Below are 24,727 nucleotides of genomic sequence, written 5' to 3'. Positions count from 1 at the left end.
CATATCCGTCTACCCTGCTTTGATAGCACCAGAGAATTGGTGGTCATAAAGCTTGCGGAACGGCCCCGGTTTTTCCAGCAGTTTCTGGGCACTGCCCTGTTCACTGACTTGTCCGCTTTCGATTACGACAATCTTGTCGGCATGAAGAATCGTGGACAGCCGGTGCGCGACGATAATCGTTGTGCGCCCGCTGGTCAGGCGGTTCAGCGCTTCCTGTACCAGATGTTCGGATTCGGAGTCCAATGCGCTCGTCGGCTCGTCCAGCAAAAGGATCGGACTGTCACGCAACAGCGCGCGCGCAATCGCCAGACGCTGTTTCTGACCCCCAGACAGGAACGAGCCATTCTCGCCGACCATTGTGTCAAAGCCATTTTCGAGCTTCATGATGAAGTCATAGGCGTTTGCCGCCTTGGCAGCCTCGATCACCTCAGACTGCGTTGCCCCTTCACGGCCAAAGCGGATATTGTCGGCAACCGAAGCCGAGAACAGGAACGTCTCTTGCCCGACAAATGACATGTTGTTGCGCAGCGTCTTGAACGAAGCGTGCTTGATATCCTGCCCATCGATCAAAACGGCACCTGTTTGCGGATCGTAAAGGCGCAATGCGAGGTTCAGGATGGTGGATTTTCCGCCCCCCGACAGGCCAACCAGCGCCGTTGTCTTGCCCGCCTCAAACGTCAGCGAGAGATCCTTGAGGATAGGTTCACGACGACGATAGCCAAAGGTGACATTGTCAAAGACAACCTCACGCTGCCCATCCGGCAGGGTCGCTGGGTTCTCTTGCTCGGGCAAGGTTTCGGGTTCGTCCAGCAACTGGTACAGCATGCGGACCCTGCGTAGTCCGATCTCAAGTCCCACGCGGACCTTGGACAAGCGTTTGGCGGGCTCATAAGCCATCATCAGAGCGGTCACAAAGGACATCAGCTCGCCCGGGGTCGAACCCCGCGATCCAAACAGGCTTGCCGCGCTCAACCCAATGACCGAGGCGATCGCGAAACCGGCCAGAATATCCATCAGCGGACTGGTTGCTGCCTTGAGTCGAGCAAGTTTGTTGCGCCGTTTTTCAACGCTTTTGACCGCTGAATACATCTGGCCTGCCATGCGTTCTTCCAGGCTGAATGTCTTAACGACCCGAATACCGCGGGAGGTTTCCTGAATGACCTTCATGATTGCCGACATGGACTGCAGTTCCATATCCGCTATCTCGCGCACCTTGCGCAACAGCGTCCGCACACCCCAGATCGCAAGCGGTCCAATGATGAGCGTAACGAGCGACAGGACCGGCTGTTGATAGAACATAACCGCAACCAGACCAATCAGTGTCAAGGTATCCCGCACTGCCGAAGTCACGATCAACTCGATCACTGTGCGGGCGGCGTTTGCCGATTGCGTCACCTTCATCAACAGATCCGAGCTTTCGGTCAGATTGAAAAAGGAAACACCCTGCCGTAGGAGTTTATCGTAAAGCTGGATTTGCTTTATTGCGATAATTCGGTTCCCGGCCCGCGTCATTGCGACGACCTGAACATATGTCGCGATGCCTTTGATAAGGAAAATGACGAACACCGCGATCGAAACCGCCACGACCCGTGCCGCGTTTTCGCTGTCAAACAGCGAATCCACCACGTCCCGCATGATAAATGCCACAGCAGCCGTTGTGGCCGCGACAAATACCATCGCAATAATGGCGATGATGTAGGGAACCATCTGCGACCGTAAGTTTTCGGACAGAAGCCGCCACAGGATCGATTCATCCAAACCTTGGGTGAACTTTTGTTTCAACTTTAGCAAAGCGAAATTCCACAGTCATTACAGTCGGAACGAACCAGCGTCTTGCCTTGCCGGTTTCTGAGCCGTTTACGCTAGATAATCGGCAACCCTACCTGGGGCAAGACCGGTCTGGGTCGCACCTACCGCGGCCCGGACTTGCTCAAAAAGGTGTCCGCGCAGCAGATATCAAGTGAAACTGTCGTAACGTCATCCAATTGCCTCTTTCACCGCATCGCTCTTTTTCCTACTCAACGGACTCGATCCGCACCGCGCGAATTGAGGGGTCAACCCTGCTGTAAGCGGCCAGGACGCGCGCAGTCCATTTTTGCGAAATATAGTCGGCCATAAAACGCGACGGGGCCACAAGGGTCACATTTCCCCCTGCCCTTTCGGCTTCGCTGAGGTGTTGAAACCAACTGGACCAAAGCTCGGGGTCGCGCTGGTGCAGTATTGATTGGACCTGGGTCCAAATACCTCCGTCGCCAGATTCGGGTGGAGCCGGTTTCGACTGGAATGGAATAACATTTGTCTTTGGTTCGGGGTCTGTCTGCATTCTGTCCTGGAAATCAGAGCCGATCGTTGGCCAGACCTCAGACGTATCCAACAGGATTTGTTTCAGATCCAGTTCATAGACAGCAACCCTTCCACGGGCAGCAGGTCTTTTGACCGTGACCCATCCGCTTGTCCGCAGCTTCGCCATCTCTCGCTTGACGGTTCGTTCATCCACCGACCAGATGCGTGCGATTTCTTCGCGCCCGATCGACAGCTCGTTTTTTCGCCAATTGTACCGTGTCGTGATCAGGGACATCACGCGAAGGATGGTACGATGACGGTGTTTGTCCCCTGACAGTGCATAGACGGTCAGGGCAGATAGGATATCGTATTTTAAAGCGGACGCGTTACGTCCAACCGGTTTTGCAACCTGCATTATCCTTCTCACCGCTCTATCTGCCTCGAAAGGGCTTATGCCCCCTAATCGCGTCTTTGACCAACGCTTTTCGCTATCGTGCCCTGATTAGCGTCCATCGCTCCGATTCTGTCAAGCCCGGGGTCGAAATTCGTGCCTCGCGGTTGCTTTGGCTGCAATCAAAATAGAAAGAAATTGGTGAATCTTTGGTGATGGGGGACAATCAGAGTGTCCCCTTATTTCATGGTTATGTCCCCCCAAATGGGGTGTGTAGCGCCATGTTGACCCCCTAAATGCTGCGGTCTGTTCCTCTCGAACCGCACCATCACCCGGTAAACGCCATGCGAATCGCTCAGAGCCCGGAAGGCCCTTGTTTTCTTACCCGCGGGTAAGGTGTGAATGCTACAATAATTTCTTTTGCCAAAACTGCAAATCGGGCGTAAATAGCAAGTACAACAAATTTTACGTCCATTGAACGAGACCCGAGGCATGTACACGCACGAAGACCTTAATGCATTGCGAACGCAATCTCTCAAGTTGCAGGGATGGATTCGCCGCCAGACTTTCAGCCCGGAAATGGAAAAGACGCTGCGCCGGTTCTCCAGCTGGGAAGTGGCCGAGCTGATCTTTCGGATCAACCAGTCCACGTTTCGCGGCAAGTTGGCCGCCGATCCCTCTCTTCCGGGTGGAGAGGTTGAGCCCGAAGGCCGACAGCGGTGGTTCAGCCTGGAGGAAGTAAATGAGCTGCGCCGCCGGCTCAAACTCAACCGAAAGGTGCTGATGCCGCCGCGCCCTGCCGGAAAGCGTGCTATTCGCGCTGCCGTGGCGAATTTCAAAGGCGGCGCGGGAAAATCCACGGTTGCCCTTCATCTTGCCCATGCGGCGGCGTTGGACGGGTATCGTGTTCTGGTCGTGGATTTCGACCCGCAGGCGACCCTGAGTCATTCTATGGGCCTGACGGACGTGGCCGAAGATTTCACGGTCTGGGGTATCATGGCCAGGGACCTGATCCGAGAGACCCAGCGAATGAACAACCGCCCCGCAGCGGCCGAGTCGGGAACCGCCCTGCCCCGCCGCGAATTGCCGCCTTCAATCACCGATATGGGGCTCGGCGACCTTCGGATTTCAGATTTCATCAAGCAAACGTCCTGGTCGACGATTGATGCTGTTCCATCCTGCGCCAATGCGGCCTTCGTGGAATTTGCGTCCGCCCAGTACCGGCATCTCAATCCGGAATGGTCGTTCTTTGCGGCGGTGTCTCGATACCTTGATCAGATCCCGGATGACGCCTACGACTTGATCCTGTTCGATTGTCCGCCAGCCATTGGCTATCAATCAATGAACGCCGTGTTTGCGGCGGATATGCTCTACATCCCGTCGGGCCCCGGATATTGGGAATACGATTCGACCACCTCCTTCATAGGTCAATTGGCCGAGGCGCTAGAGGATCTGGCATACGGGTTCGACAAGACCTTACCCACGGGTAAGATCGGCTTGCCCAAGACGTTTTGTGAAATCCGCTTCCTGTTGACACGGTATGAACCCGGAAATGCTCTGCACCTCGCAATGTATGATGCTTTCAGCAAGGTCTTTGGCGAACACTTGGCGGAACACCCGGTCGAAATGACCCGAGCTGTGGAGCAGTCAGGCCGTTTCCTAAGTTCCGTTTACGAGATGGATTACCGCGAGATGACGCGCGAGACGTGGCGCCGCGCACGATCGACATTTGACAATGTGTACGAAGAATTCCGGGGCGTAATGCTGACGGCCTGGGATAAGCTGGAGGATGAAGCATGAGCCGTAAACGCAGAATGTTCGATATCGACTTGCCGGCTATGGAGGATATCCCAGTAGGAAAAGTGCCTGACAAGGTGCTTGAAAAACGGCGCGGCCCGATGGCGGCAGCAATTTCAGAAAACGCTGAGGCGCTCAAGGATCAACAATCCACCGAAGATGCCATTCGGGTCGAAAACGATCGGCTGGCCCATGAATTGGTTCGCTTGCGCTCCGAGGGATTGGTGACAGAACACATCGATCTTAAAAAAGTGGTCAGCGAAAAGCTGACGCGTGATCGAAAGCCTGGCCCAGATCCGGAGTTGGATGAGTTGAAGGCCTCCATTCAGGACATCGGCCTGTCCAATCCAATCCGTGTTGAGCGCCGTGCAGATGGCCGGTTTGATTTGATCCAGGGCATGCGGCGTCTTTCTGCGTATCGGGCATTGTTGGAAGAAACCGGCGATTCCGGTTACGCGCAGATTCCAGCCGGCATTTCGGATGCGGCCAATCTTGACGACAGTTATCGGCGCATGGTTGATGAGAACCTGATCCGCAAGGATATCTCATTTGCCGAAATGGGGGCCTTGGCGCGAGCCTACGCTGAAGACCCGGCAAATGATTGCCAGGACGTGGATAAGGCTGTGACGGTCTTGTTTAAATCGGCCAGTTACACAAAGCGCAGCTATATCCGCGCTTTTGCCAGTTTGCTCATGATGCTAGACAAAGTGCTGGAGCACCCCAATGAAATCCCGCGCAACGTGGGTGTGGATCTAAAGCGAAAGCTGGACGGTGAGCCGGGTCTGATACGCCAACTCAGCACCGCACTTTTAAAAGAGCCCGATCGCGATAGTGCGCAAGAATTGGCTATTTTGCGCAGTTTCCTGACGCGTGAGGCAGAAGGTGATGCGAAGCCACGGGCGCAAAGCGCAGAAAAACCGAGGCGGGCCAAGACAACGTTTCAGGTTCCCGGCCGGGCAGGGATCGCAAAATGCTCTGCTTCCAGTGGGCGCATGGAGGTGCGGTACAATCTGGATTTTACGCGCGTGGACCGGGCGAAGCTCGAACAGGCAATCGCCACATTGATTGATGACCTGCGTGAAGAGGAAGATATTACCCACGGGTAAGATCTTTAGACAGTCAGATAGGAAAAAGGCGCCCAGGTGTTCGGCGCCTTTTTCATTTGATGGTAGGGCAGGGCAGGCGTCGCGCGTTGAGAGCAGCGACAAGGGTTGACGTGGACGCGCCCCGGAATGGACAGCGCGGCTGAACTGGCGTGCAGCGGCTTAAGGCGAAAGGCGACTCCGTTTCGCTTTCGAGTGTAATTCCGGGTGGAACTCTAACTCAGAATGTCAAAGCGATGGCGCTGATTGAAGAAAGCAAGTTTGCTACGGTGTTGGTGATATGTGCGGTTCTGACTCTGCGAACCACATATGCGGCTAAACGCACAAGCCGATTGATCATCTAGTTTGTCCTGGTCGAACGATCGGCATGCGCCGCCGCGTTAGGGCAGGGGAGGGCGCTGCGACGAAGTCACGTGTGGATTACCGGGGCGGCATACATGATGGGCGTATCGCCGTTCACGCGCGGTGTGGACGCTGACGCGCATTGACCTAGAGCCGAGCTTGCAACGCCAAACTCAGATACGGGCAGCTACGAAACTGAAATTGGTCAAAAATCACTTCAATGAGTGTTGAGGCGGTCCAAGTCGGTAGGCCAAGGTAGTGCGCAAAAAACTCTAATAATGATCATTAAATAAAGTTGCTTCAACAAGATGGGTGCCCGAAATGATAGCGAAAGGACCATGTTCCGGATTCACAAGTGAACCCTTAAAAATCTTTCCCAGCCCCTTTACATCAAATGCTAAATCTCGTTCAGGCGCTCAAGTTCCGCGTCGGTTGCTTCGATGCAGGTAAACGAACCGTCTGTCTGGGTGCACATCGTGTCGATAATTTCCAAATCCTGTCTGCGCATCGTTTCCCAGTTTTCGGTTACCAGCTCGTGGTTGGCTTGCATCACGGGTTGCGCCCACGGGGTCGATAAGTCTTCCTTTCGCATCAGAAGGACGTAGGTGATCATCATCAGGTTTTCGATCAGATAGACGTGTCGGAAATGTTTCCTGAAAAGCACGCTCCAGGCGCCGGGCGAGGTGAAGGCACCATCAACGCCATTTGCGGTGCAGAGATCTGCCGCTGATACAATTGATGCGACAGCTGGCGTGGCGCCCAATGCGCTGACCACTTCCTCGTACATCCCTGCACCTGCAACCCTGATCCGGAGGTCCGCGAAACGGCTTTCGCGCAGGTCCAGCGGATTTTCGAAGCAGAAAACCTGGTCCGCGCCGCGCATGACTGCAGCAATTTGAAACGGCGAGTGGGCCAACGCGGAATTGACCGTGTTAAGGTAGTCTCGTCGCTGCTCCGACGTTTTCATCTGTTTATCTTTAAGCGCAAAGGGTGCGTGCAGTCCCCTTAACTCCGGGGCTAAAAGTTCGAGGTGGCAAAAGTTTATCCATCCGAAATCCAACTTGCCGCGTTCAACGGCACTGATGGTTTCGACGCCCGGATAGATCACTCCTGACGGGTTCATGACGGCGGGCGGGGATTGGTCGCGATTTGAAACAGCGGCCTGCAGAAATTGGGCGCGCGGATGATCGATGGGAAAGTCAAACCCGACCCTGACATCAGTTTTAGTTGAATCCACGGCGCGTTTCTCCCTTTCGAATTGTCAGGTCGAGGATGCTTGACATCGGCTATCCTGTTTGTCAATACAGTCGAACTGTCGGACTATACGACAATAAGGGAGGAAAAAATGATCTCAACACTCAAGCGGCGAGTGGCGACTTTTGCTGTGTCGGCAATTTGTGCGGCGGGGCTGATGGCACCGGCTGCCTATTCAGCCGATGGGACGGTTTTGCGGGTCACAATGCAGACACCGCTCAAGAGCAATTTTGGTCAGAACCTGTTGATCTTTCAGAAAGAGCTGGAGGCCAACTCGGACATCGAGGTCGAGATTTACGACTCGGCCCAGTTGTTTCGCGACAAGGAAGTTCCCGAAGCCATTGGAAACGGCGTCCTTGAAATGGGCATCGCATCCCTGACAACCTATGCAGGTGAAATTCCCGCCGTAGATGTCTTCTACATGCCGTTTTTGTTCCCTTCGGAAGAGAAACAAGCGCTGGCGGTTGATCCTTCCAGCGATGTGCGCGGGTTGATCGACAACGCAATTCTTGAAACAGGTTCTAGGGTCCTGTGGTGGCAAACCAACGGTCCTGTTGTTCTGTTGTCGAATGGCGGCCCGATGGCCCATCCCGACGCGATCAAAAACAAGAAAGTGCGCGTATTCGGAAAGACGTTGGGCGATTGGATCCAGACCGTCGAAGGCGTACCAACCGTCATTTCAGGGTCTGAACAGTTCCTTGCCTATCAACGGGGGACCGTTGATGTCGGCATGACAGGCATAGGGTCGTTGAGGTCGCGCAGCCTTTGGGAAGTGATGGATCATGTCACGATAACGAACCACGCGAATATCGAGTTCATTGTCGTGATCAACGACGCGTTCTGGCGTGGCCTGACCGATGGCCAACGCGAGGCGATTTCAGCTGCCGCGCGGGTGGCAGAGATTGACATGCGTGAGGCGGCCTCGGCCTTGCATGCGGAAATCCTTGCAGAGGCCGAAACGCAGGGAATGACCGTCTACCGCCCAAATGCCGACGAACTGGCGGCCTGGAAAGATGCATCAATGCCGGTGATCGAGCAATGGGCGGCAAATTCCGGGACGCTTGGCACCGAAGTGCTGAACGCTGCTGAAAACCTGAAATGAAACGGAACTGGGCGGCTGCCTGTTGGCCGCCCAACCTGAACTCAAGTTGGAATTTGGCATGCTGACCTATCTGGATCGCATCTTTGCGGCTTGCGCGACCGTGGCGTTTTTTGTCCTTGGCGTATTGATCGTGTTCGAAGTCATCGCAAGATACTTTTTCAACGCACCGACCATTTGGGTCGAGGAGATCGCAAGGCTCCTCTTTGTCTGGTCCGTCTTCGGAGGGGCGGCGTTTCTCTTTCAAGGCGGTGCCCATATCTCGGTAACGATCGTCACGGAACACGTGAGCGCCCCCGTGCAGAGAGCGCTATACGCAATATCCCTGCTGTTCGCTTTGGCTTGCGCAGCAGTGATTTTGTACACATCCGCCCCGCTGGCCTTGTCATCGTTCGAAAGCCAAAAGACCACCGGCAGCATGTTCAACATGCCGTCCTGGCTGTTTGACGCGGCCATTCCTGTTTCGATGTTCTTGATCGTGATCCGCACGCTTCACGAACTGGTGTCCTGCCTGCGCGGTCAGGACATCTCGCGCCTGAATGAACTCAAGGATCACTAGACATGACCACTTTCCTGATCATCCTTGGGCTGTTGGTGCCATTGCTGCTGGGGATTCCGGTGGCATTCACCCTGATGGGTCTTGGCCTTGCTCTGCTGTATCTTGGTGACTTTTCGCTCGCCCTTGCGCCACTGGGCCTATTTTCCTCAATGGATTCCTTCGTATTGCTTGCAGTGCCTCTGTTTCTGCTGATGTCCAATATTCTGCTGGAGGGTCGAGTCGGCAATGATCTGTTTGCCGCGGTTCAGGCCTGGGTGGGTCACTGGCCCGGTGGGCTTGCTGTTGCGACCGTTATCAGCTGTGCAATTTTTGCTGCAATATCGGGATCATCGGTTGCAACCGCAGCGACAGTCGGCACCGTTGCAATTCCGGAAATGACAAGCCGCGGGTACCCCCGGCGGTTTGTGCTTGGATTGCTGGCAGCGGGCGGAACGTTGGGTATCCTGATCCCGCCGAGCATTATTCTGATCATCTATGGGGTGATCACCGAAACCTCGATCCTGAAGCTGTTTACAGCTGGGATCGGGCCCGGACTTCTGCTTGTGGCTTTGTTCATTGCCTATTCGGTTTTCTATGCGCTGCGGTCAGAAGGCTATTCAGCGTCAGAGCCTGCGAGCTGGACCACCAAAAGAAAAACCGCGTGGCGGGCGGCACCAACCGCATTGCTTGCGTTGTTTGTTCTTGCGGGCATCTATCGGGGGTGGTTCACCCCGACCGAAGCGGCCGCGATCGGGTTCGGAGGGGCGATCTTCGTGACTGCCGTAGTGCTCAGAAGCCTGACGTTTTCAGGGTTGAAGGCGGCGGCGTGGCGGGCAATGGTCACGTCCGTTTCCATATTGCTGATCGTTGCGGGCGCAAAGGTTTTTGGCAAAGCCATCGCTTTGTGGCGCGTGCCGCAAGATGTCAGTCAATTGATTTCAGAGAACGTGCACAGCCCGACGACCTTTATCGTCATCGTAGCGCTGGTTTTGCTGATCATGGGCCTGTTTCTTGAGGCACTCTCGATGATGCTCATCATGGTTCCCGTGCTGGCAGGGTCTTTGGCGATACTGGGGATCGACGTGATCTGGTTCGGAATTTTCTTCGTCATCATGATCGAATGCGCGTTGATCACTCCGCCTGTTGGTCTGAACCTGTTCGTCATCCAATCGGTCGGACAGGCGTCAATGCGGGATGTGGCGACAGGAGTATTGCCCTTCCTTCTGATCATGCTGTTCTCGGTCATGCTGATCACGTTGTTCGACCCGATCGTCTTGTTTGCGGTTTCGCTTTTGTAGACCGTGATCAATTGAATTCACCGAATTCCACCCCCGTATCCGAAGGTTAAGGAGAATCCCTATGAAACCTAGAATTGTTGGATGGGCGCATACCCAGTTTGGACGATTGGATGGTCTGAGCCTTGAGGATCTGATCGTGAAGGTCACTGCCGAGGCCATGGATCACGCCGAGGTTGACGCACGGGACATCGACGGGATTTGGCTGGGGAATTTCAACGCCGGCCTGACCCCTGACGGGTTTGCGTCTTCGCTTGCGCTTGGGGCGCATCCAGATCTTCGTTTCACACCCGCAACGCGCGTGGAAAACGCCTGCGCCTCTGGCAGCGCTGCCTTGTATTCGGCGATGAGCGCGGTATCAGCCGGGACTGTAAAATGTGCGCTGGTGATTGGGGCGGAGAAGATGACCTCGCAATCAACCGAAGGCGTGACAAGGGCTCTTGCGAGCGCGTCCTATCAGGCAGAAGAGGCAGGCGTCTCGTTTCCGCAGATTTTCGCGCGTTTTGCCGAGGCCTATTTCCAGAAGTATGGCGACCAAAGCGCTGCATTGGCTCGAATTGCGGCAAAAAACCATGCCAATGCTCTGAAGAATCCACTGGCGCATCTTCAAAAGGACATCGGCTTCGAGGCTTGTAATACGGTTTCGGAAAAAAACCTGATGATTGCCGCGCCATTGCGAATGACTGATTGTTCGCTGATCTCTGATGGGGCGGCGGCGTTGATATTGACGTCAGAAGATGTCGCCAAAACCAAGCCGCATCAGGTCGGGTTTCGCGCGGCCACTCATGTCAACGATTTCCTGCCAATGTCCAAACGGGACATTCTGGCCTTCGAGGGTCCCGCAACGGCCATCGCGCAAGCGATGGACCAAGCGGGCGTCACTTTGTCGGACCTGAGTTTTGCGGAAGTACATGACTGTTTCACGATCGCTGAGCTTTTGATCTACGAGGCACTGGGTCTCGTTTCAAAAGGGCAGGGCGCACGAGCCATTGAAGAGGGCATGGTGCTTTCTGATGGAGCGCTTCCGGTAAACCTGTCTGGCGGACTGAAGGCGAAGGGCCATCCAGTCGGCGCAACAGGTGTATCAATGCACGTCCTGGCCGCCCAGCAATTGACGGGGAACGCCGGAGAGATGCAGGTACAGAATCCTGGCTTGGGTCTTGTTTTCAACATGGGTGGTTCTGGTGTCGCGAACTATTGTTCCATCCTCGAAAACGCTGGCTAGACCTTACTCTGGCACCAACGCTTTTCGACATACCTGAGGGGCGCAGCTTTCCCAACTTGCAAACTTTGCGGGTCTTTGAATTGAACCCGAAAAGCTTCGCAATCTTGGGTTCCGTGTTCGCCGAAACAATTTGAATTGAATGCGCTTTTTGTGATTGGGCGAGATTGTAACGCCCTTTTATAGTCGGACTATCATACGAAATTCAAAGTTCCGAAAATTGCTCTTCGAGGGCCGGAATCAGCATATTACCGCGAGAATGTAGCCGGTTTTTGGGAAAATCTATGTTTGACAGAATCTCATCATCGCGTTATTTCGTAATTATGGTCGGACAATCTGACCATAAGGGAGGAATGCAATGAGTGTAAGGAACAAAATTTCCCGCCGTCGTTTTTTGGCGACGAGCGCCATGGCAAGCGTACCGCTTGCTGCGCCGGGTATTCTGAAAGCACAGGCCGCCGATACCATCAAAGTTGGGATGCCCACCATCCTGTCGGGCGTGGTTTCAATCCTTGGCGAAAGCTCGGTCGCTGGTGCGAAGCTTGTGTTTGACGAATTCAACGCACAAGGCGGATTGGACGGTCGCGAGATCGAACTGATCACACGCGACAGCCGGGCCAAGCCGGAAGAGGCCGCAAAGACGGTACGGGACCTTGTGAACGGTGAAGGCTGCAACATTATCATTGATGCCGAAGCCTCAAGTGGATCGTTTGCCGTACAGGAAGTGATCCGTGGCCTTGGCGCCTTGTGTCTGCACACGGTTTCCGAAGCCACGCCGCTGTCGGCGGACCCGAAACTGCATGTGCCAACAGCCTTCCGCTCTGCGCGGCAGGGTATTCACGACGCGATTGGTGGTGGCGCATATGCCGCCGAAATCGCCAAAGAGAAAGGGCTCAAGCGCTGGGTCACATGTTCGCCCGATTATGCCTATGGGCGCACCACCACCGCAGAGTTCATGGAATACGCCCAGTACTTCAACGGTGATATCGAAGTGATCGGCGAAGCATGGCCAAAGCTGTTCCAGCCCGACTTTACCGAAGTCATTACGCGCATTCTGCAATGGAAGCCCGACGCGCTTTATTCTGCGCTTTGGGGGGGCGATCTGGTGTCGTTCATCGACCAGGCCAACCTGTATGCGCTGTTCGGCCAGATGGAGACGTTCTCGGTCAATCTTGGCGACTATCCGGTACTGAAGGCGGTTGAGCAGCTGCCAGAAGGTTTGCGCAGCGGAAACCGCTACAACAAATCTGTTCCAAACACACCGGAAAACAACGCATTCTACGACGCTTATGTTGCCAACTCGGGCAGCCTGCCCACCAACTGGTCGTGGGAAAATGCGACAGGCGCGACATTCATTGTCGAAGCACTGAAGGAAGTCGGGACCGACGATCCAAACCAGCTGGCTGAGGCAATCAAAGGACGCACGATCCAATCGCCGTTCGGCGTTGACGGTACGCTGACCATGCGCGCCGAAGACAACACTTTGGTTGGTTATGCGGTCGGTTATGGTGTCACGACACCACAGGAGCCGTTCATCACCGATTTCCACACGTCAAGCTGGGATCAGATCCTGGAACTTGAGGCCGAGTGGAAGAAACGCCAGGGCTTCGCCTGATCCGAAGTGCAAGAAAGGAGCGCCGTGGGCGCTCCTTAATCCGCAACTTTCTTGGAGGCGATCATGGAGCTTGATGCGCTCTTCAGCTGTCTGACGTCTATGTCATGCCTGATCACACAGACGACCAGCGGCCTAATCATCGGAATGCTGTTCTTTCTGGTTGCTGCCGGTCTGACACTCATTTTTGGCGTGCTCGGCATCGTCAATTTCGCGCATGGCGCATTCTACATGGCAGGCGCGTATTTCGGGTACACGATCTTCCAATTCACCGGAAGTTACGCAGCCTCAGTACTTGGGGCCGGGCTGGGAGCCGCCGTTTTAGGCGTGCTTTTTGAGCGGTTTGCAATCCGTCGCGTCTACGGTGAGAACGTCTTGTTGCAGCTTCTGGTCTGTTACGGGTTTGTGCTGGTGGCAGACGATCTGGTTCAGATCATCTGGGGGTCGGAATATCTGTCGATGGGGATGCCTCCGGCGTTCCGGTTGCCGCCGTTCTTTGTGGCTGGTGGCGTCATCCCGCCGTTCTATGTCTTCATCATCGGCATTGCCGCTCTCATCGCGGCCGCGCTTTGGTGGCTGATCGAACGAACACAATACGGCCGTATCATCCGCGCAACTTCAGTCAATCCGACGATGGTTTCGGCGCTCGGCATTCCTACACCGTTGGTTTACCTGTCGGTCTTCGCACTTGGCCTCTTCCTGGCTGGATTGGCCGGAGGGCTGGCTGCGCCGATACGTGCCCTGACACCGGGCATGGGTTTTTCGGTTTTGATCATCAGTTTTGTAATCACCGTGATCGGCGGCATGGGATCAGTTGCAGGCGCACTAGTCGCAGCCCTGCTGATTGGTCTGACCCGCAGTTTTGGCTCGATCGGCTTTCCGCTGTTCGTTGATGGCATGATGTACGTGCTGATGGGCCTCGTTCTAGTCATCAAACCCACGGGCCTGATGGGGCGCGAGGAAGCGAGCCGTCCATGACCAATCAATCTACCAAAACCGTCCTGATGGTAATCGCTGCTTGGGTGGCGCTGATTGCCCTGCCATCTCTGGGCCATGCAGACAAAATCACCGATTTCATCGTTTTTGCGTCGGCCTACGGGTTGCTTGCGATGGGTCTGAACCTCTTGATCGGATACACGGGTCTGATTTCATTCGGCCATGCCATGTTCTTTGCGTCGGGTGCCTATGGTTTCGGGGCTCTGATGCAGTCGGGCGCGTTCGCGGTGCCGGTTGCATTTCTATTGTCCATAGGGATCACGTCTGCCATCGCGCTGCTGGTCGGGGCGATCTGTGTTCGGCTGTCAGAGATCTATTTCGCCTTCCTGACGCTTGCGTTCCAGATGTTCTTCCACTCGATCCTGCTCAGCTGGGTTGAGGTCACTGGCGGGGACAATGGTCTTTTGGGTGGCATTCCCACGCCGGTCTTTTTCGGTGTGGATCTGAGCAATCACACGCATCTTTACGTGTTTTGCGTGACGGTAACGCTCATATCCATTCTCATCATGCACCGCATCGTGAACTCTCCGTTCGGATACACGCTGCGTATGATCCGCGACAACGAACGCCGCGCGATCTATCTGGGCGTGAATGTCTTCGCGATCAAGCTGACATGCTTCGTGCTGAGTGCTGTTTTTTCCTCGGTGGGTGGCATAATCATGGCGTTGTTTGTGTCAGGTGCCTACCCGGACTTCGCTTTCTGGACGACCTCGGGTGAGGCCATCTTTATGGTCATGCTGGGTGGTGTGACGCACTTCCTTGGTCCGCTTCTGGGGGCCGTAATCCTTACGGGTCTGAACGACGTGGTGATCACGTATACCGATCACTACGGGCTCTTCCTCGGTTCCATCATTCTGATTTTCGCTTTGGTTTTGCGCAAAGGGGTTCTGGATTTTGTCCAACCTCATCGCAAGCGCTCCAAAACCAAGACCTCTGCGGAAGGAGCGAGCCATGCTGAAACTTGAGAAGCTCAACAAGAATTTTGGCGGAATCAAAGCCACCCAGGATGTGACGCTCAGCTTTCCCGAGGGCAGTATCTCGGCCATCATTGGGCCGAACGGAGCAGGCAAGACCACGATATTCAACCTGATCAGTGCTCAGATTGCGCCCAGCTCCGGTGCGATTACCCTGAACGATGACTCAATCGTGGGGCTCAGCCGAAATGCCATCGTCCGAACCGGCATTGTGCGGGCCTTTCAAGTCGCAAGCCTGTTTCCAAGCCTGACGGTCATGGACACGATGATCGCTGCAATCGAGTCCCATCAAAACAACAGCTTCCGTCTTTGGCGTCCTTTCCGGGGCAGCCAGAGTGAGGCGCGGGCGCTTGAAATTCTTGCGTTGCTCGATCTTCAGGGTGCGGCGGACACCGTGGTCAGTGCGCTGAGCCATGGTGATCAGAAGCTTTTGGACATCGGATTGGCGCTGACGATGGAACCGCGTGTCCTTCTGCTGGACGAACCAACCGCAGGGCTTGGTCCGCAGGAACGGTGGTCGATGATCGAGCAGGTCAAGACCATTTGGCAGCAGCTTGGTTTGACAATTGTGTTTATCGAGCACGACATGGATATCGTCTTTGCGACGGCAGAAAGGATCCACGTTCTTGTGAGCGGAGGCGTGATTGCCAGCGGTACACCAGATGAAATTCGCAACGATCAAAGGGTCATCGACGCCTATCTCGGCGCAAGTGATCAGGAGAGCGCGGCATGAGTTCCCCATTGCTAGCCACCAATGGCATGTGCACAAGCTACGGCCTTAGCCAGGTTCTGTTTGATATGTCATTCGACGTTTCCGAAGGTGACACTCTGGCCTTGCTCGGTCGAAACGGTGCCGGGAAGTCGACCACGTTGAAATCGCTCATGGGCGTTTTGCCGGCGACACGCGGGCGCACGGTTTACAACGGGACCGATATCAGCAAGTGGCGGCCGGAACGCATCGCGCGGGCGGGTGTCGGCTATGTTCCGGAAGACCGTCAGGTATTTGCGGAACTGACGGTCGAGGAAAACCTGTTGATGGGTGAAAAACGCGGCGCGGATGGCAATCAACGCTGGACTCTGGATCGCATCTACGACACCTTTCCCCTTCTGGTCCCGTTGAAAACACGCGTTGCCGGGCTGCTTTCAGGCGGCGAGCAACAGATGCTCTCGCTTGCGCGTACGCTGATGGGAAATCCGAAACTGCTGTTGCTGGATGAACCTTCCGAGGGGCTGGCCCCGCTGATCGTACAACAGATCGGGGACGTTTTGAAAAAGCTCCGTCAAGACGGCCTTACAGTCATCCTGGCTGAACAGAACATGAGGTTCTGTCTCGATCTGGCGACCAGCGCGGTTGTGATTGATCACGGGACCGCCGTTTTCCAAGGTTCTATCGAAGCGCTTAGAAACGATGAACACTTAATCAAAAAGTATCTTTCGGTATGAATAGGCATTCGACAATTGGCGCGCGCCAGATGGCCGCTGTTTCCGCCCAAAAGGGCGGAGATGCAGAAAGTCTGGAAATGGTGCGTCGTCCTGTTCCGGCTCCCGGACCGGGCGAAGTTCTGATCAAGGTCGCAGGAGCCGGGCTGAACCGGGGTGATATTCTTCAGCGCAACCGAACCTACCCGGCGCCGGATGGCACGCAATATGACGTGTTGGGGCTTGAAGTGTCTGGCTACATCGCTGCTGTCGGCGAGGGTGTAGAAACCTGGGTCGAAGGAGACGCGGTCTGCGCCCTGATGAAGGATGGCGGCTACGCGGAATATGCGCTTGCGGACGCACCATTGGTTCTACCGGTGCCGCGTGGTGTTGACGTTGTCGAAGCCGCCGCGCTGCCAGAGGCCTATTTCACAGTCTGGACAAACGTGTTTCAGCGCGGGACGCTGAAGGCCGGACAATCGATCTTGGTGCATGGCGGCAGCAGCGGAATCGGGGTCACCGCGATCCAACTTGCAAACGCGTTTGGTGCCACCGTCTATGCCACGGCCGGATCGACCGAGAAGTGTGCCGTGTGCGAAACGCTTGGTGCAGTGTCAATAAATTACCGCGAATGTGATTTTGTTGAGGCCATACAGGACCTGACAGGTGGTCAAGGCGTAGACCTCGTTCTCGACATCGTCGCAGGAAGTTACCTTCAGCGAAATCTGAACGCGTTGTCCGTCGAAGGAACTCTGGTCATGATCGGGTTGATGGAGGGGCTCGAAGCGAACCTCAACATCGGTCTTTTGCTAACGCGGCGTCTGACGATAACCGGCTCGACCCTATGGGCCAGATCGATAGAACAAAAGGCCGCGATCGGGCGTGAACTGGCAGATCAGGTTTGGCCGCTTTTTGAAAAGGGCAAACTCAAACCCATTGTCTCTTCCCGGTTCAAGCTCGGCGACGCTGTCGCCGCGCATCAATTGATGGAAGCAGGTCAACACGTCGGCAAAATTCTTCTTGAAACGGAGCATTCCTCATGAGCGTTGCAGTCTGTGAGCCCGTTTCCGATCTTCCCTTTGATTTCGGGGATCTCGTCACGCATCTGAGCCAAGCAAAGATCGAAATCGACCCCGATCATTTACCGGAACGTTGCTCTGGTGGGTTGGCAAACCTGAACTATCGAATTTCGGTGGAAGGTCGCCCAGCCATATTGCGGCGTGCGCCATCCGGACCGCTTCCAAAGGGCGCGCATGATATGAAACGCGAACATCGCGTTTTATCCAGACTGACAGACGCGTTTTCGCTGGCACCCCGCTGCTATTACCTGTGTGAAGACCCCAAGGTGATTGGTGCCCCATTCCAGGTCATTGAGTTCCGTGAAGGGCGCGTCTTTCGCGGCGACGCGCTTGATCAGCTGAATTCAGGCGAAGATCTGAGCCAGTCGTTGACCAGCCTTCTGGCGGGTGTCATGGCCGAGTTGCACGCGGTTGACCTGTCGACATGCGGGTTGGCTGATCTCGGGCGACACCAGGGCTTCATGCAGCGAAACGCAGGTCGTTGGGCAGGTGCCGCCGAGACAATTTCTGATGGCACGAACTATGCCAGCCTGGCCAAAGAGGCGGCAGATCTTGTCCGATCTGCCTTTGAGACCTGGCAAGATGGTGATGTAACGCTTCTGCATTGTGACCTGAAACTCGACAATCTGATTTTGGCAGATAGCGAGATCAAACCCGTTGCCCTGCTGGATTGGGATATGGCGACGACAGGCGACCCCATGTTCGACTTGGCCACATTGCTAAGCTATTGGTCCGAGCCCGGAGACCCCGCGGCCATGTTGCGACTGCGGCAGATGCCAACGGCCCGCCAGGGTTTCCCAAGCCGATCCGACATGGTCGCCGCCTACGAACGCCAGACCGGCAGGTCGCTGTGCGGTTTGGACGCTGCGCGCGCCTTGTGTCAGCTCAAGCTCGGCGTCGTGTTTCTTCAGCTTTATGCCCGTTGGAAGGAGAGTTCGGTTGGTGACGAACGGTATGCTTCTTTTGAGAGTCTGGGCATCGAACTCATTGAATTTGCGCGTGATGTTGCGCTTGGCAAACGCGCCTAAGGCACAAGGATAATCATTTTGGACTTCTTACTCGCCCCGGAAATCGAGACTTTGGCAAACCGAACCAAGGCGTTCGTGAAGGAGAAGATTATTCCATATGAGGCAGACGCGCGTTGGGGAAACCACGGTCCCAGCGAAGAGCTTCGAAAGGAACTGAACGCGCTCGCAAAGGAAGAGGGGCTATTTGCGCCACATGCCACACCGGAATTCGGCGGCGGCGGCTTGGGACACCTTGACCGGTCCGTCGTTTTCGAAGCTGCGGGGTATTCGCTTCTTGGGCCGGTTGCCATGCATTGCGCGGCGCCTGACGAGGGGAACATGCATCTTCTTGATGTCGTTGCGACCCAAAGTCAGCGCGAAATTTATCTGAAGCCACTGGTCGAAGGTTCGCGGAGTTGCTTTGCCATGACCGAGCCGAATGGCGCCGGCTCGGACCCGATGATGATGGAGACCACCGCGACGCTTACGGATGACGGTTATGTCATTCGCGGCACCAAGTGGCTGATCACAGGTGCGCGCGGTGCATCCTTTGTGATCATTATGGCGCGAAACGTGGGTGGGCCCGCTGATGGCGGGGCAACGATGTTCCTGTGCCCACTTCCGAATGCGCGTATCGTGATCGAGCGTGACATGGAAACCATGGACAGCAGTTTCGCCGGAGGCCATTCGGTTGTGCGCTTTGATGATCTGGTGCTTCAGGAAGAAGACATCCTCGGCGAAGCGGGGCAGGGGTTTCGCTATGCGCAGGTTCGATTGGCTCCGGCCCGGCTGACACATTGCATGCGATGGCTCGGAGCGGCCCAACGCGCGCATCATGTTGCGACGAAATACGCGGCAACCCGAACCGGCTTTGGCAAAACCCTGGCGAGGCATGAAGGGATTGGCTTCATGCTTGCTGACAACGAAATCGAAATGCGTGCGGCGCGGCTGTCGTTACAGCAAGCGGCATGGTTGCTGGACCAAGGAGAACGTGCAACGACCGAAAGCTCGATGGCCAAGGTCCAGTGCTCGGAAGCGATCTGGAACATTGTCGACCGAGCGGTTCAGATACTGGGCGGACAGGGGATTTCGACTGAAACCCCGGTCGAGCGTATTTTCAAAGAAGTTCGCGGGTTCCGCATCTATGACGGCCCGTCCGAAGTACATCGCTGGTCCCTGGCCAGAAAAGCGGTCAAGGCGATGGAGGCCGCGCAATGACGGTGTTCGATTTGTCTGGCCGCGTTTCCGTCGTTACCGGGGGCGGACGTGGCATCGGCCTTGAAATCTCTCGATCTTTGGCTGCGGCTGGTGCGCGCGTGATGATCACGGGTCGTCAGGCCAAAACTCTGGATGCGGCAAAGGCTGATATTGAGGGCGACGTTTTTGGCTTCCCGGCCGACGTCTCAAGTGAAGAGGACGTGCGCCAATTGGTTGAACACACCGAGGCCACTGTCGGCCCCGTCGAGATCCTTGTGAACAATGCGGGGGTGAACCCCTACTACAAGCGCACGGAACATACGACGTTGGACGAATGGCGTCACATCATTGATGTGAACCTGAACGGCGTTTTCCTGTGTACGCGCGAGTTCGGTTCGAAAATGCTGGAGCGTCAGAAGGGCAGCATTGTCAATGTGACCTCGGTCGCGGCCCATACGGGATTGTCCCGCACCGGTGCTTATTGTGCGGCAAAAGCTGGCGTAGAAGGGCTTGCAAAGTCTTTGGCGCAGGATTGGGCGTCGAAAAACGTGCGCGTGAACAACGTCGCGCCAGGCTATGTGAAAACCGACCTGACTGCGGGGCTTTCTGCCAACGATGCGCTGCGCACAAAGATCGAGACCCGAACGCCCATGGGGCGCTTGGGGGACTCCGATGAAATTTCGGGGGCCGTCGTCTATTTGGCGTCTGATGCAGCGAAATACGTAACCGGCGCCACTATTGCTGTTGACGGGGGGTGGATCGCAACATGACAAATGATGTCCTCTCGGGAGCGCTCAGCGGCCTGCGTGTTCTGGACCTGACTCGCCTTCTACCCGGCGCTTTCTGCACCCAGCTATTGGCTGATATGGGTGCAGATGTCGTGAAAATCGAAGAACCAGGGCGCGGTGATTACAACCGAGACTTTCCGCCGATTAATGTAAAAGAAAGCGGTTCGTTTCTGCTGCTGAACCGAAACAAAAAGAGCGTCGTCCTGAACCTCAAGTCGGACGAGGGTAAAGAAGCGCTTCGCGATCTGGTGAAAACCGCCGACATACTTGTCGAAGGTTTCCGCCCCGGTGTCATGGACCGGTTGGACCTTGGATATGATGCACTCAAAGAGATCAATCCCCGCCTCATCTATTGCGCGATTTCCGGATTTGGACAGGATGGTCCGTATCGCCTGATGCCGGGCCACGATCTGAATTACCTGGCCATCGCCGGGGCAGGTCGATTGTTTGCAGATCGTGACGGTAATCCGGTCGTTCCGGGGCTTTCCATCGCGGATGTGGGCGGTGGATCACAAATGGCCGCGACCGGCATTCTTGCCGCCGTTATCGCGCGCAGCGCCAGCGGGCTGGGCCAGTTCATCGACATATCCATGACGGACGGCGCATTTGCATGGCTGGCCTACCATGGTGCGGATTGGTTATTTGGGGGCACGAACCCAAGAGGCGGGCGCGGGCCCTTGATCGGGCAGGCACCCTGTTACAACACCTATGAGTGTTCCGATGGCGGATGGGTGGCCCTTGGCATCATCGAGGAACATTTTTGGCAAAGGTTCTGTGCGGCGGTTGGACTGGACCAACTTGTGGATCAGCAGTGGCCGGAAGGACCTGACGCCGAGGCTCAGTTTTCGGAGCTGCGCGCGCTGTTCAAAACCGACACGCGCGACAACTGGGTTGCGCGGCTGACACCGGCCGACATCCCGTTTACGGCGATTTATGACGTATCAGAAGCCATCGAAGACCCGCAGATCAAACATCGGGAAATGTTGCTTTCGGTGGACCATCCCGTAGAAGGCACGATCCCTCAGCTTGGATTTCCAATCAAAATGAGCGGTACGCCCTGCACGATCCGCTCAGCGGCACCTCTTTTGGGGGAACATACGCAGAGCGAGCTTCGCGCGATTGGCTATTCCGAAGATCAAATCGAAAAACTGATCGGCAACAAGGACGGGCAGGAGCCACAGCGATGAAACAGACACTTGGTGACGACTTTCAGTGGGACATTCCTGAAACCTTCAATTTTGCCGTCGATGTCGTTGATCGTTGGGCTGCACAGAATGAAAACCTGTGCCTGATTTGGGAAAACGCCGCGGGTGAAAGGCGCGAATACAGCTATCGCCACATGTCGTTGCTGACCAAACGCCTTGGCGCAGCGATGCAAAGTGCGGGCATTGGAAAAGGCGATCGCGTTCTGATCGTCATGCCGCGAATACCGGAATGGCAGATCGCGATGGTTGCCGCTCTGCGCATCGGAGCGATACCGATCCCATGTATTGAAATGCTGACCGCGGGCGAAATTGGGTATCGGGCACAAGATGCTGAGGTGAAAGGCGTCATCTGCAGGGCAGAGCACATAGATCACATCCTTGACGGACTAGAGGATGTGCCGGTTCGGTTCTGTGTCGGGCAGCGCGAAGATTGGCACAGCATCGGCGACGCGCTGGAGCAGGCGCAATCGGTTGAAGACGCCGTGATGATGGCCGAGGACCCTGCTTTATTGTACTATACCTCTGGTTCGACAGGGTACCCCAAAGGGGTGCTGCATTCGGCCAGAAGCTTGTATACATGGCGATTTTCAGCGCGCCACTGGCTGGACGTGAAGCCGGGCGACCGAATTTGGTGTACGGCAGATACGGGATGGTCAAAGGCCGGAACATCAATCCTGTTTGGGCCCTGGTCAGAAGGAGGGTGCGCCTTTTTCTATGATGGCCCATTTGATCCGCGCGAAAGACTGCGGTTGCTGGCCGACAACCACGTGACCATTTACTGTGCGCCCGCAACGGAACTGAATCGTGTGGTTCAGGAAGACGTCGACCTTTATGATCTTTCCGCCCTGCGCCGAACGGTGTCCGCTGGTGAGGCGATGAACCCGGCCGTTGCCGCACAGTGGAAGGCCGTATCAGGTTTGGACGTGTACGAAGCTTATGGTCAAACCGAAACACTCATGACTGCCCTGACGCTAAAAGACACTTCTCCCCGTGTTGGCTCGATGGGCAAGTCTGCGCCGGGGTCTGAACTTGCCATTGTCGACGACTCCGGCGCCCAGGTTCCCAATGGGCAGGTGGGGCGGATCGCGCTTCGCTTGCCCAATCCGCAGATGATGCTGGGCTATTGGAAAGCTCCGGAGAAACTGGAACAAGCGACGTTAAACGGGCCAGACGGTCCGGTCTTTGACACGGGCGATTTGGGCGTCCAGGACGATGATGGGTTTTTTTGGTACCAAAGCCGTTCGGATGACGTCATAAATTCCGCTGGATATCGGATTGGCCCCACGGAAGTAGAAAACGCACTGTTGCAGCATGCAAATGTGCTTGAATGCGCGGTGGTCGCGTCTCCGGATGATGATCGTGGGGAGGTCGTGAAGGCCTTTGTTGTCGTAAAGCGGGACGTTTTGGAAACAGAAACGCTCAAAAAAGACCTACAATCGCATGTGAAACAAATTGCTTCGCCGTATAAGTATCCAAGACAGGTGGAATTTGTCTCGCAGCTTCCCAAGGGTCCAACGGGTAAGATCCTTCGGCGTGTGCTGAGAGACCAGGAATTTGCGAAGAGAGTGAGCCAATGATCGACCCCAACGTTTTGCAACCGGTTCACAGCGAGCCTGCCTACAAATTGGCTGCAAGCATGATGCGAGATCGAATCCTGAACGGCGAGATCGCGGTTGGGGCAACACTTCCGTCAGAATTGGCCCTGGCAGAATTGTTGGGTGTCAACCGATCCACAGTGCGCGAGGCAATCCGTCTCCTGGAAGAAAACGGCATTGTCTCGCGTAAACCGGGGGGCAAGAAGCTTTTTGTTTCGGTTCCAAAAACGCAGGTGGTGGCCGCGCCGATAACCGGCGCAATGATCCTGCAAAAGATCACGTTCAACGAGCTCTACAGAACGATGCATACGATCGAACCGGTTGTGGCGGCGGATGCGACCCAAAACGCAACCGAAGACCAGATTGCGTTACTTCGGGAAAACATGGATCGCACCGAAGCTTTGGCACCGGACCATGTAGACCTGTCCAGACTGGACATCGATTTTCACAATATCCTCACCGAAGCCTGCGGAAACAGGGCGATGCAGCTTTGCCGCCAACCGATCGTCGCATTGTTTTACCCTGCATTTGACGCTGTCATGAAACGTCTGAACGCCGGGGAACGTATGGTCGAAGCGCACAGGCAAATCATGCAGGCGGTTGCAGAACGCGACGCTGAAACGGCTCAGGAATGGATGCGTCGTCACATCGAGGATTTCAAACGCGGCTATGAGCTTGCGAACCTCGATATCGACGAACCCATCCAAAACCTTCCGCAAAAACGGGACTCCATCCAATGAAGGTAACCGATGCGGATCAACTGCGTGGTCCTGCAAAGACTGCGGTCGATGCAATTGTCACACGACAGTCGATGCGCGCATATCTTCCGAAAGACGTGCCAGATGACGTTGTTCGGTCGATACTTGCTGCGGCATCCCGCGCGCCGAGTGGCACAAACACCCAGCCCTGGAAGGTTTATGTGGTCCGGGGTGCGCAACGCGATCAATTGTGCGCCGAAATTCTCTCGGCCTACAATGCCGGCAAAAGCCCGGACTTCGAGTATGACTATTACCCGTCCGAGTGGCGCGATCCCTACCTGTCTCGGCGGCGGGCCAACGGATGGGGACTCTATGGCGCGCTGGGTATCAGGAAAGGCGACAGAGAACGCACCCGAGAACAGCACGGAAGAAACTATCGGTTCTTTGACGCTCCGGTTGGCCTGATCTTTACGATCGACCGAGATCTCGAGATCGGATCCTGGCTCGATTACGGGATGTTCTTGCAGAGCATCATGATCGCCGCCCGCGAATTTGGTCTGGACACCTGTGCGCAGCAAGCCTTCGCCCAGTATTATGAGATCCTGCATCGTCGGTTATCGATCCCGAGGGATGAGATGGTCATCTGCGGTATGGCCGTCGGTTATGCGGATATGACGGCACCGGAAAATCGCTATCGCACGGAGCGCGAGCCTCTGGAAGAAATCGCAACGTTTGTGGAGGAACTTGCCGGCGAGATTGGTGCAAGCTGAGAAACAGCCGCGCGCCTGCTTAGCCATCACGCATCGGGCATTGGCGATAGCCATACTGGTGTC

The 24,727-nt window shown here is 55.7% G+C and carries 22 protein-coding genes; 19 read left to right on the top strand and 3 right to left on the bottom strand.

All coding sequences use genetic code 11. From position 1 onward, the window contains the following. Positions 1–9: 9 nt before the first annotated feature. Together RA28_RS10130 and RA28_RS10125 are read right to left on the bottom strand one after the other, a co-directional pair. The gene (locus RA28_RS10130; RefSeq protein ID WP_241481101.1) at positions 10–1,758 is read right to left on the bottom strand and encodes an ABC transporter ATP-binding protein; all 1,749 of its coding nucleotides are present in this window, start codon (positions 1,756–1,758) and stop codon (positions 10–12) included. Between the two features lie 256 nt (positions 1,759–2,014). Next, complete coding sequence (locus RA28_RS10125) at positions 2,015–2,698, bottom strand: DnaA N-terminal domain-containing protein (protein WP_039527493.1); 684 nt, start codon at positions 2,696–2,698, stop codon at positions 2,015–2,017. A 468-nt stretch (positions 2,699–3,166) separates the two neighbouring features. On the opposite strand from RA28_RS10125, the gene RA28_RS10120 reads away from it, so the two are divergent. Together RA28_RS10120 and RA28_RS10115 are read left to right on the top strand one after the other, a co-directional pair. Then, positions 3,167–4,474 (top strand): AAA family ATPase, encoded by a 1,308-nt coding sequence (locus tag RA28_RS10120; protein ID WP_039527490.1) that lies wholly within the window; start codon positions 3,167–3,169, stop codon positions 4,472–4,474. Continuing rightward, complete coding sequence (locus RA28_RS10115) at positions 4,471–5,577, top strand: ParB/RepB/Spo0J family partition protein (RefSeq protein WP_039527486.1); 1,107 nt, start codon at positions 4,471–4,473, stop codon at positions 5,575–5,577. The genes RA28_RS10120 and RA28_RS10115 overlap by 4 nt, the downstream gene beginning before the upstream one ends. Before the next feature lie 736 nt (positions 5,578–6,313). On the opposite strand, the gene RA28_RS10110 is transcribed toward RA28_RS10115, so the two are convergent. Then, positions 6,314–7,153 carry a hypothetical protein gene (locus tag RA28_RS10110; protein ID WP_039527483.1) on the bottom strand — a complete coding sequence of 280 codons (840 nt, stop codon included), beginning with the start codon at positions 7,151–7,153 and terminating at the stop codon, positions 6,314–6,316. Positions 7,154–7,261: 108 nt separating this feature from the next. Here RA28_RS10110 and dctP point away from each other — a divergent pair, with 108 nt between their 5' ends. The 17 genes from dctP (at position 7,262) to RA28_RS10025 (ending at position 24,664) form a co-directional block, all read left to right on the top strand. Next, positions 7,262–8,272, top strand: a complete 1,011-nt coding sequence (dctP, locus tag RA28_RS10105; protein WP_039527922.1) for a TRAP transporter substrate-binding protein DctP — start codon at positions 7,262–7,264, stop codon at positions 8,270–8,272. Positions 8,273–8,330: 58 nt separating this feature from the next. Continuing rightward, positions 8,331–8,828, top strand: a complete 498-nt coding sequence (locus tag RA28_RS10100) for a TRAP transporter small permease (RefSeq protein ID WP_039527479.1) — start codon at positions 8,331–8,333, stop codon at positions 8,826–8,828. Positions 8,829–8,830: 2 nt separating this feature from the next. Then, complete coding sequence (locus RA28_RS10095; RefSeq protein ID WP_039527474.1) at positions 8,831–10,105, top strand: TRAP transporter large permease; 1,275 nt, start codon at positions 8,831–8,833, stop codon at positions 10,103–10,105. A 61-nt stretch (positions 10,106–10,166) separates the two neighbouring features. Next, positions 10,167–11,327: an acetyl-CoA acetyltransferase gene (locus RA28_RS10090; RefSeq protein ID WP_039527471.1), complete on the top strand. Its 1,161-nt coding sequence runs from the start codon at positions 10,167–10,169 to the stop codon at positions 11,325–11,327. Between the two features lie 406 nt (positions 11,328–11,733). Then, a complete protein-coding gene (locus RA28_RS10085) occupies positions 11,734–12,939 on the top strand; it encodes an ABC transporter substrate-binding protein (RefSeq protein ID WP_206539625.1) in 1,206 nt (401 codons plus the stop codon). Between the two features lie 63 nt (positions 12,940–13,002). Further along, the gene (locus tag RA28_RS10080; protein ID WP_039527462.1) at positions 13,003–13,914 is read left to right on the top strand and encodes a branched-chain amino acid ABC transporter permease; all 912 of its coding nucleotides are present in this window, start codon (positions 13,003–13,005) and stop codon (positions 13,912–13,914) included. Next, positions 13,911–14,897, top strand: coding sequence for a branched-chain amino acid ABC transporter permease (locus RA28_RS10075; RefSeq protein ID WP_039527459.1), 987 nt, complete (start codon positions 13,911–13,913; stop codon positions 14,895–14,897). Before RA28_RS10080 ends, RA28_RS10075 begins: the two co-directional genes overlap by 4 nt. Beyond that, entirely contained in the window at positions 14,884–15,639 is a 756-nt protein-coding gene (locus RA28_RS10070; protein ID WP_039527456.1) for an ABC transporter ATP-binding protein, read from the top strand. The genes RA28_RS10075 and RA28_RS10070 overlap by 14 nt, the downstream gene beginning before the upstream one ends. Continuing rightward, complete coding sequence (locus RA28_RS10065) at positions 15,636–16,349, top strand: ABC transporter ATP-binding protein (RefSeq protein WP_039527452.1); 714 nt, start codon at positions 15,636–15,638, stop codon at positions 16,347–16,349. The genes RA28_RS10070 and RA28_RS10065 overlap by 4 nt, the downstream gene beginning before the upstream one ends. Before the next feature lie 29 nt (positions 16,350–16,378). Further along, the gene (locus RA28_RS10060) at positions 16,379–17,368 is read left to right on the top strand and encodes an NAD(P)H-quinone oxidoreductase (protein WP_039527920.1); all 990 of its coding nucleotides are present in this window, start codon (positions 16,379–16,381) and stop codon (positions 17,366–17,368) included. Then, complete coding sequence (locus RA28_RS10055; RefSeq protein WP_052261407.1) at positions 17,365–18,432, top strand: phosphotransferase family protein; 1,068 nt, start codon at positions 17,365–17,367, stop codon at positions 18,430–18,432. The genes RA28_RS10060 and RA28_RS10055 overlap by 4 nt, the downstream gene beginning before the upstream one ends. A gap of 18 nt (positions 18,433–18,450) precedes the next feature. Further along, positions 18,451–19,629 (top strand): acyl-CoA dehydrogenase family protein, encoded by a 1,179-nt coding sequence (locus tag RA28_RS10050; protein WP_039527449.1) that lies wholly within the window; start codon positions 18,451–18,453, stop codon positions 19,627–19,629. Then, positions 19,626–20,378 carry an SDR family NAD(P)-dependent oxidoreductase gene (locus RA28_RS10045; RefSeq protein ID WP_039527446.1) on the top strand — a complete coding sequence of 251 codons (753 nt, stop codon included), beginning with the start codon at positions 19,626–19,628 and terminating at the stop codon, positions 20,376–20,378. The genes RA28_RS10050 and RA28_RS10045 overlap by 4 nt, the downstream gene beginning before the upstream one ends. Beyond that, on the top strand, positions 20,375–21,583 hold the full coding sequence (locus RA28_RS10040; RefSeq protein WP_039527443.1) for a CaiB/BaiF CoA transferase family protein: 1,209 nt from the start codon (positions 20,375–20,377) through the stop codon (positions 21,581–21,583). Before RA28_RS10045 ends, RA28_RS10040 begins: the two co-directional genes overlap by 4 nt. Then, entirely contained in the window at positions 21,580–23,178 is a 1,599-nt protein-coding gene (locus RA28_RS10035) for an acyl-CoA synthetase (RefSeq protein WP_039527438.1), read from the top strand. Before RA28_RS10040 ends, RA28_RS10035 begins: the two co-directional genes overlap by 4 nt. Next, on the top strand, positions 23,175–23,936 hold the full coding sequence (locus tag RA28_RS10030; protein WP_052261406.1) for a FadR/GntR family transcriptional regulator: 762 nt from the start codon (positions 23,175–23,177) through the stop codon (positions 23,934–23,936). The genes RA28_RS10035 and RA28_RS10030 overlap by 4 nt, the downstream gene beginning before the upstream one ends. Beyond that, positions 23,933–24,664: a nitroreductase gene (locus RA28_RS10025; RefSeq protein WP_052261405.1), complete on the top strand. Its 732-nt coding sequence runs from the start codon at positions 23,933–23,935 to the stop codon at positions 24,662–24,664. The genes RA28_RS10030 and RA28_RS10025 overlap by 4 nt, the downstream gene beginning before the upstream one ends. Positions 24,665–24,727: the final 63 nt, after the last annotated feature.

It is taken from the genome of Ruegeria sp. ANG-S4, assembly GCF_000814005.1.
GTDB lineage: Bacteria > Pseudomonadota > Alphaproteobacteria > Rhodobacterales > Rhodobacteraceae > Ruegeria.
This window is presented reverse-complemented; position numbering and strand designations above follow the sequence as displayed.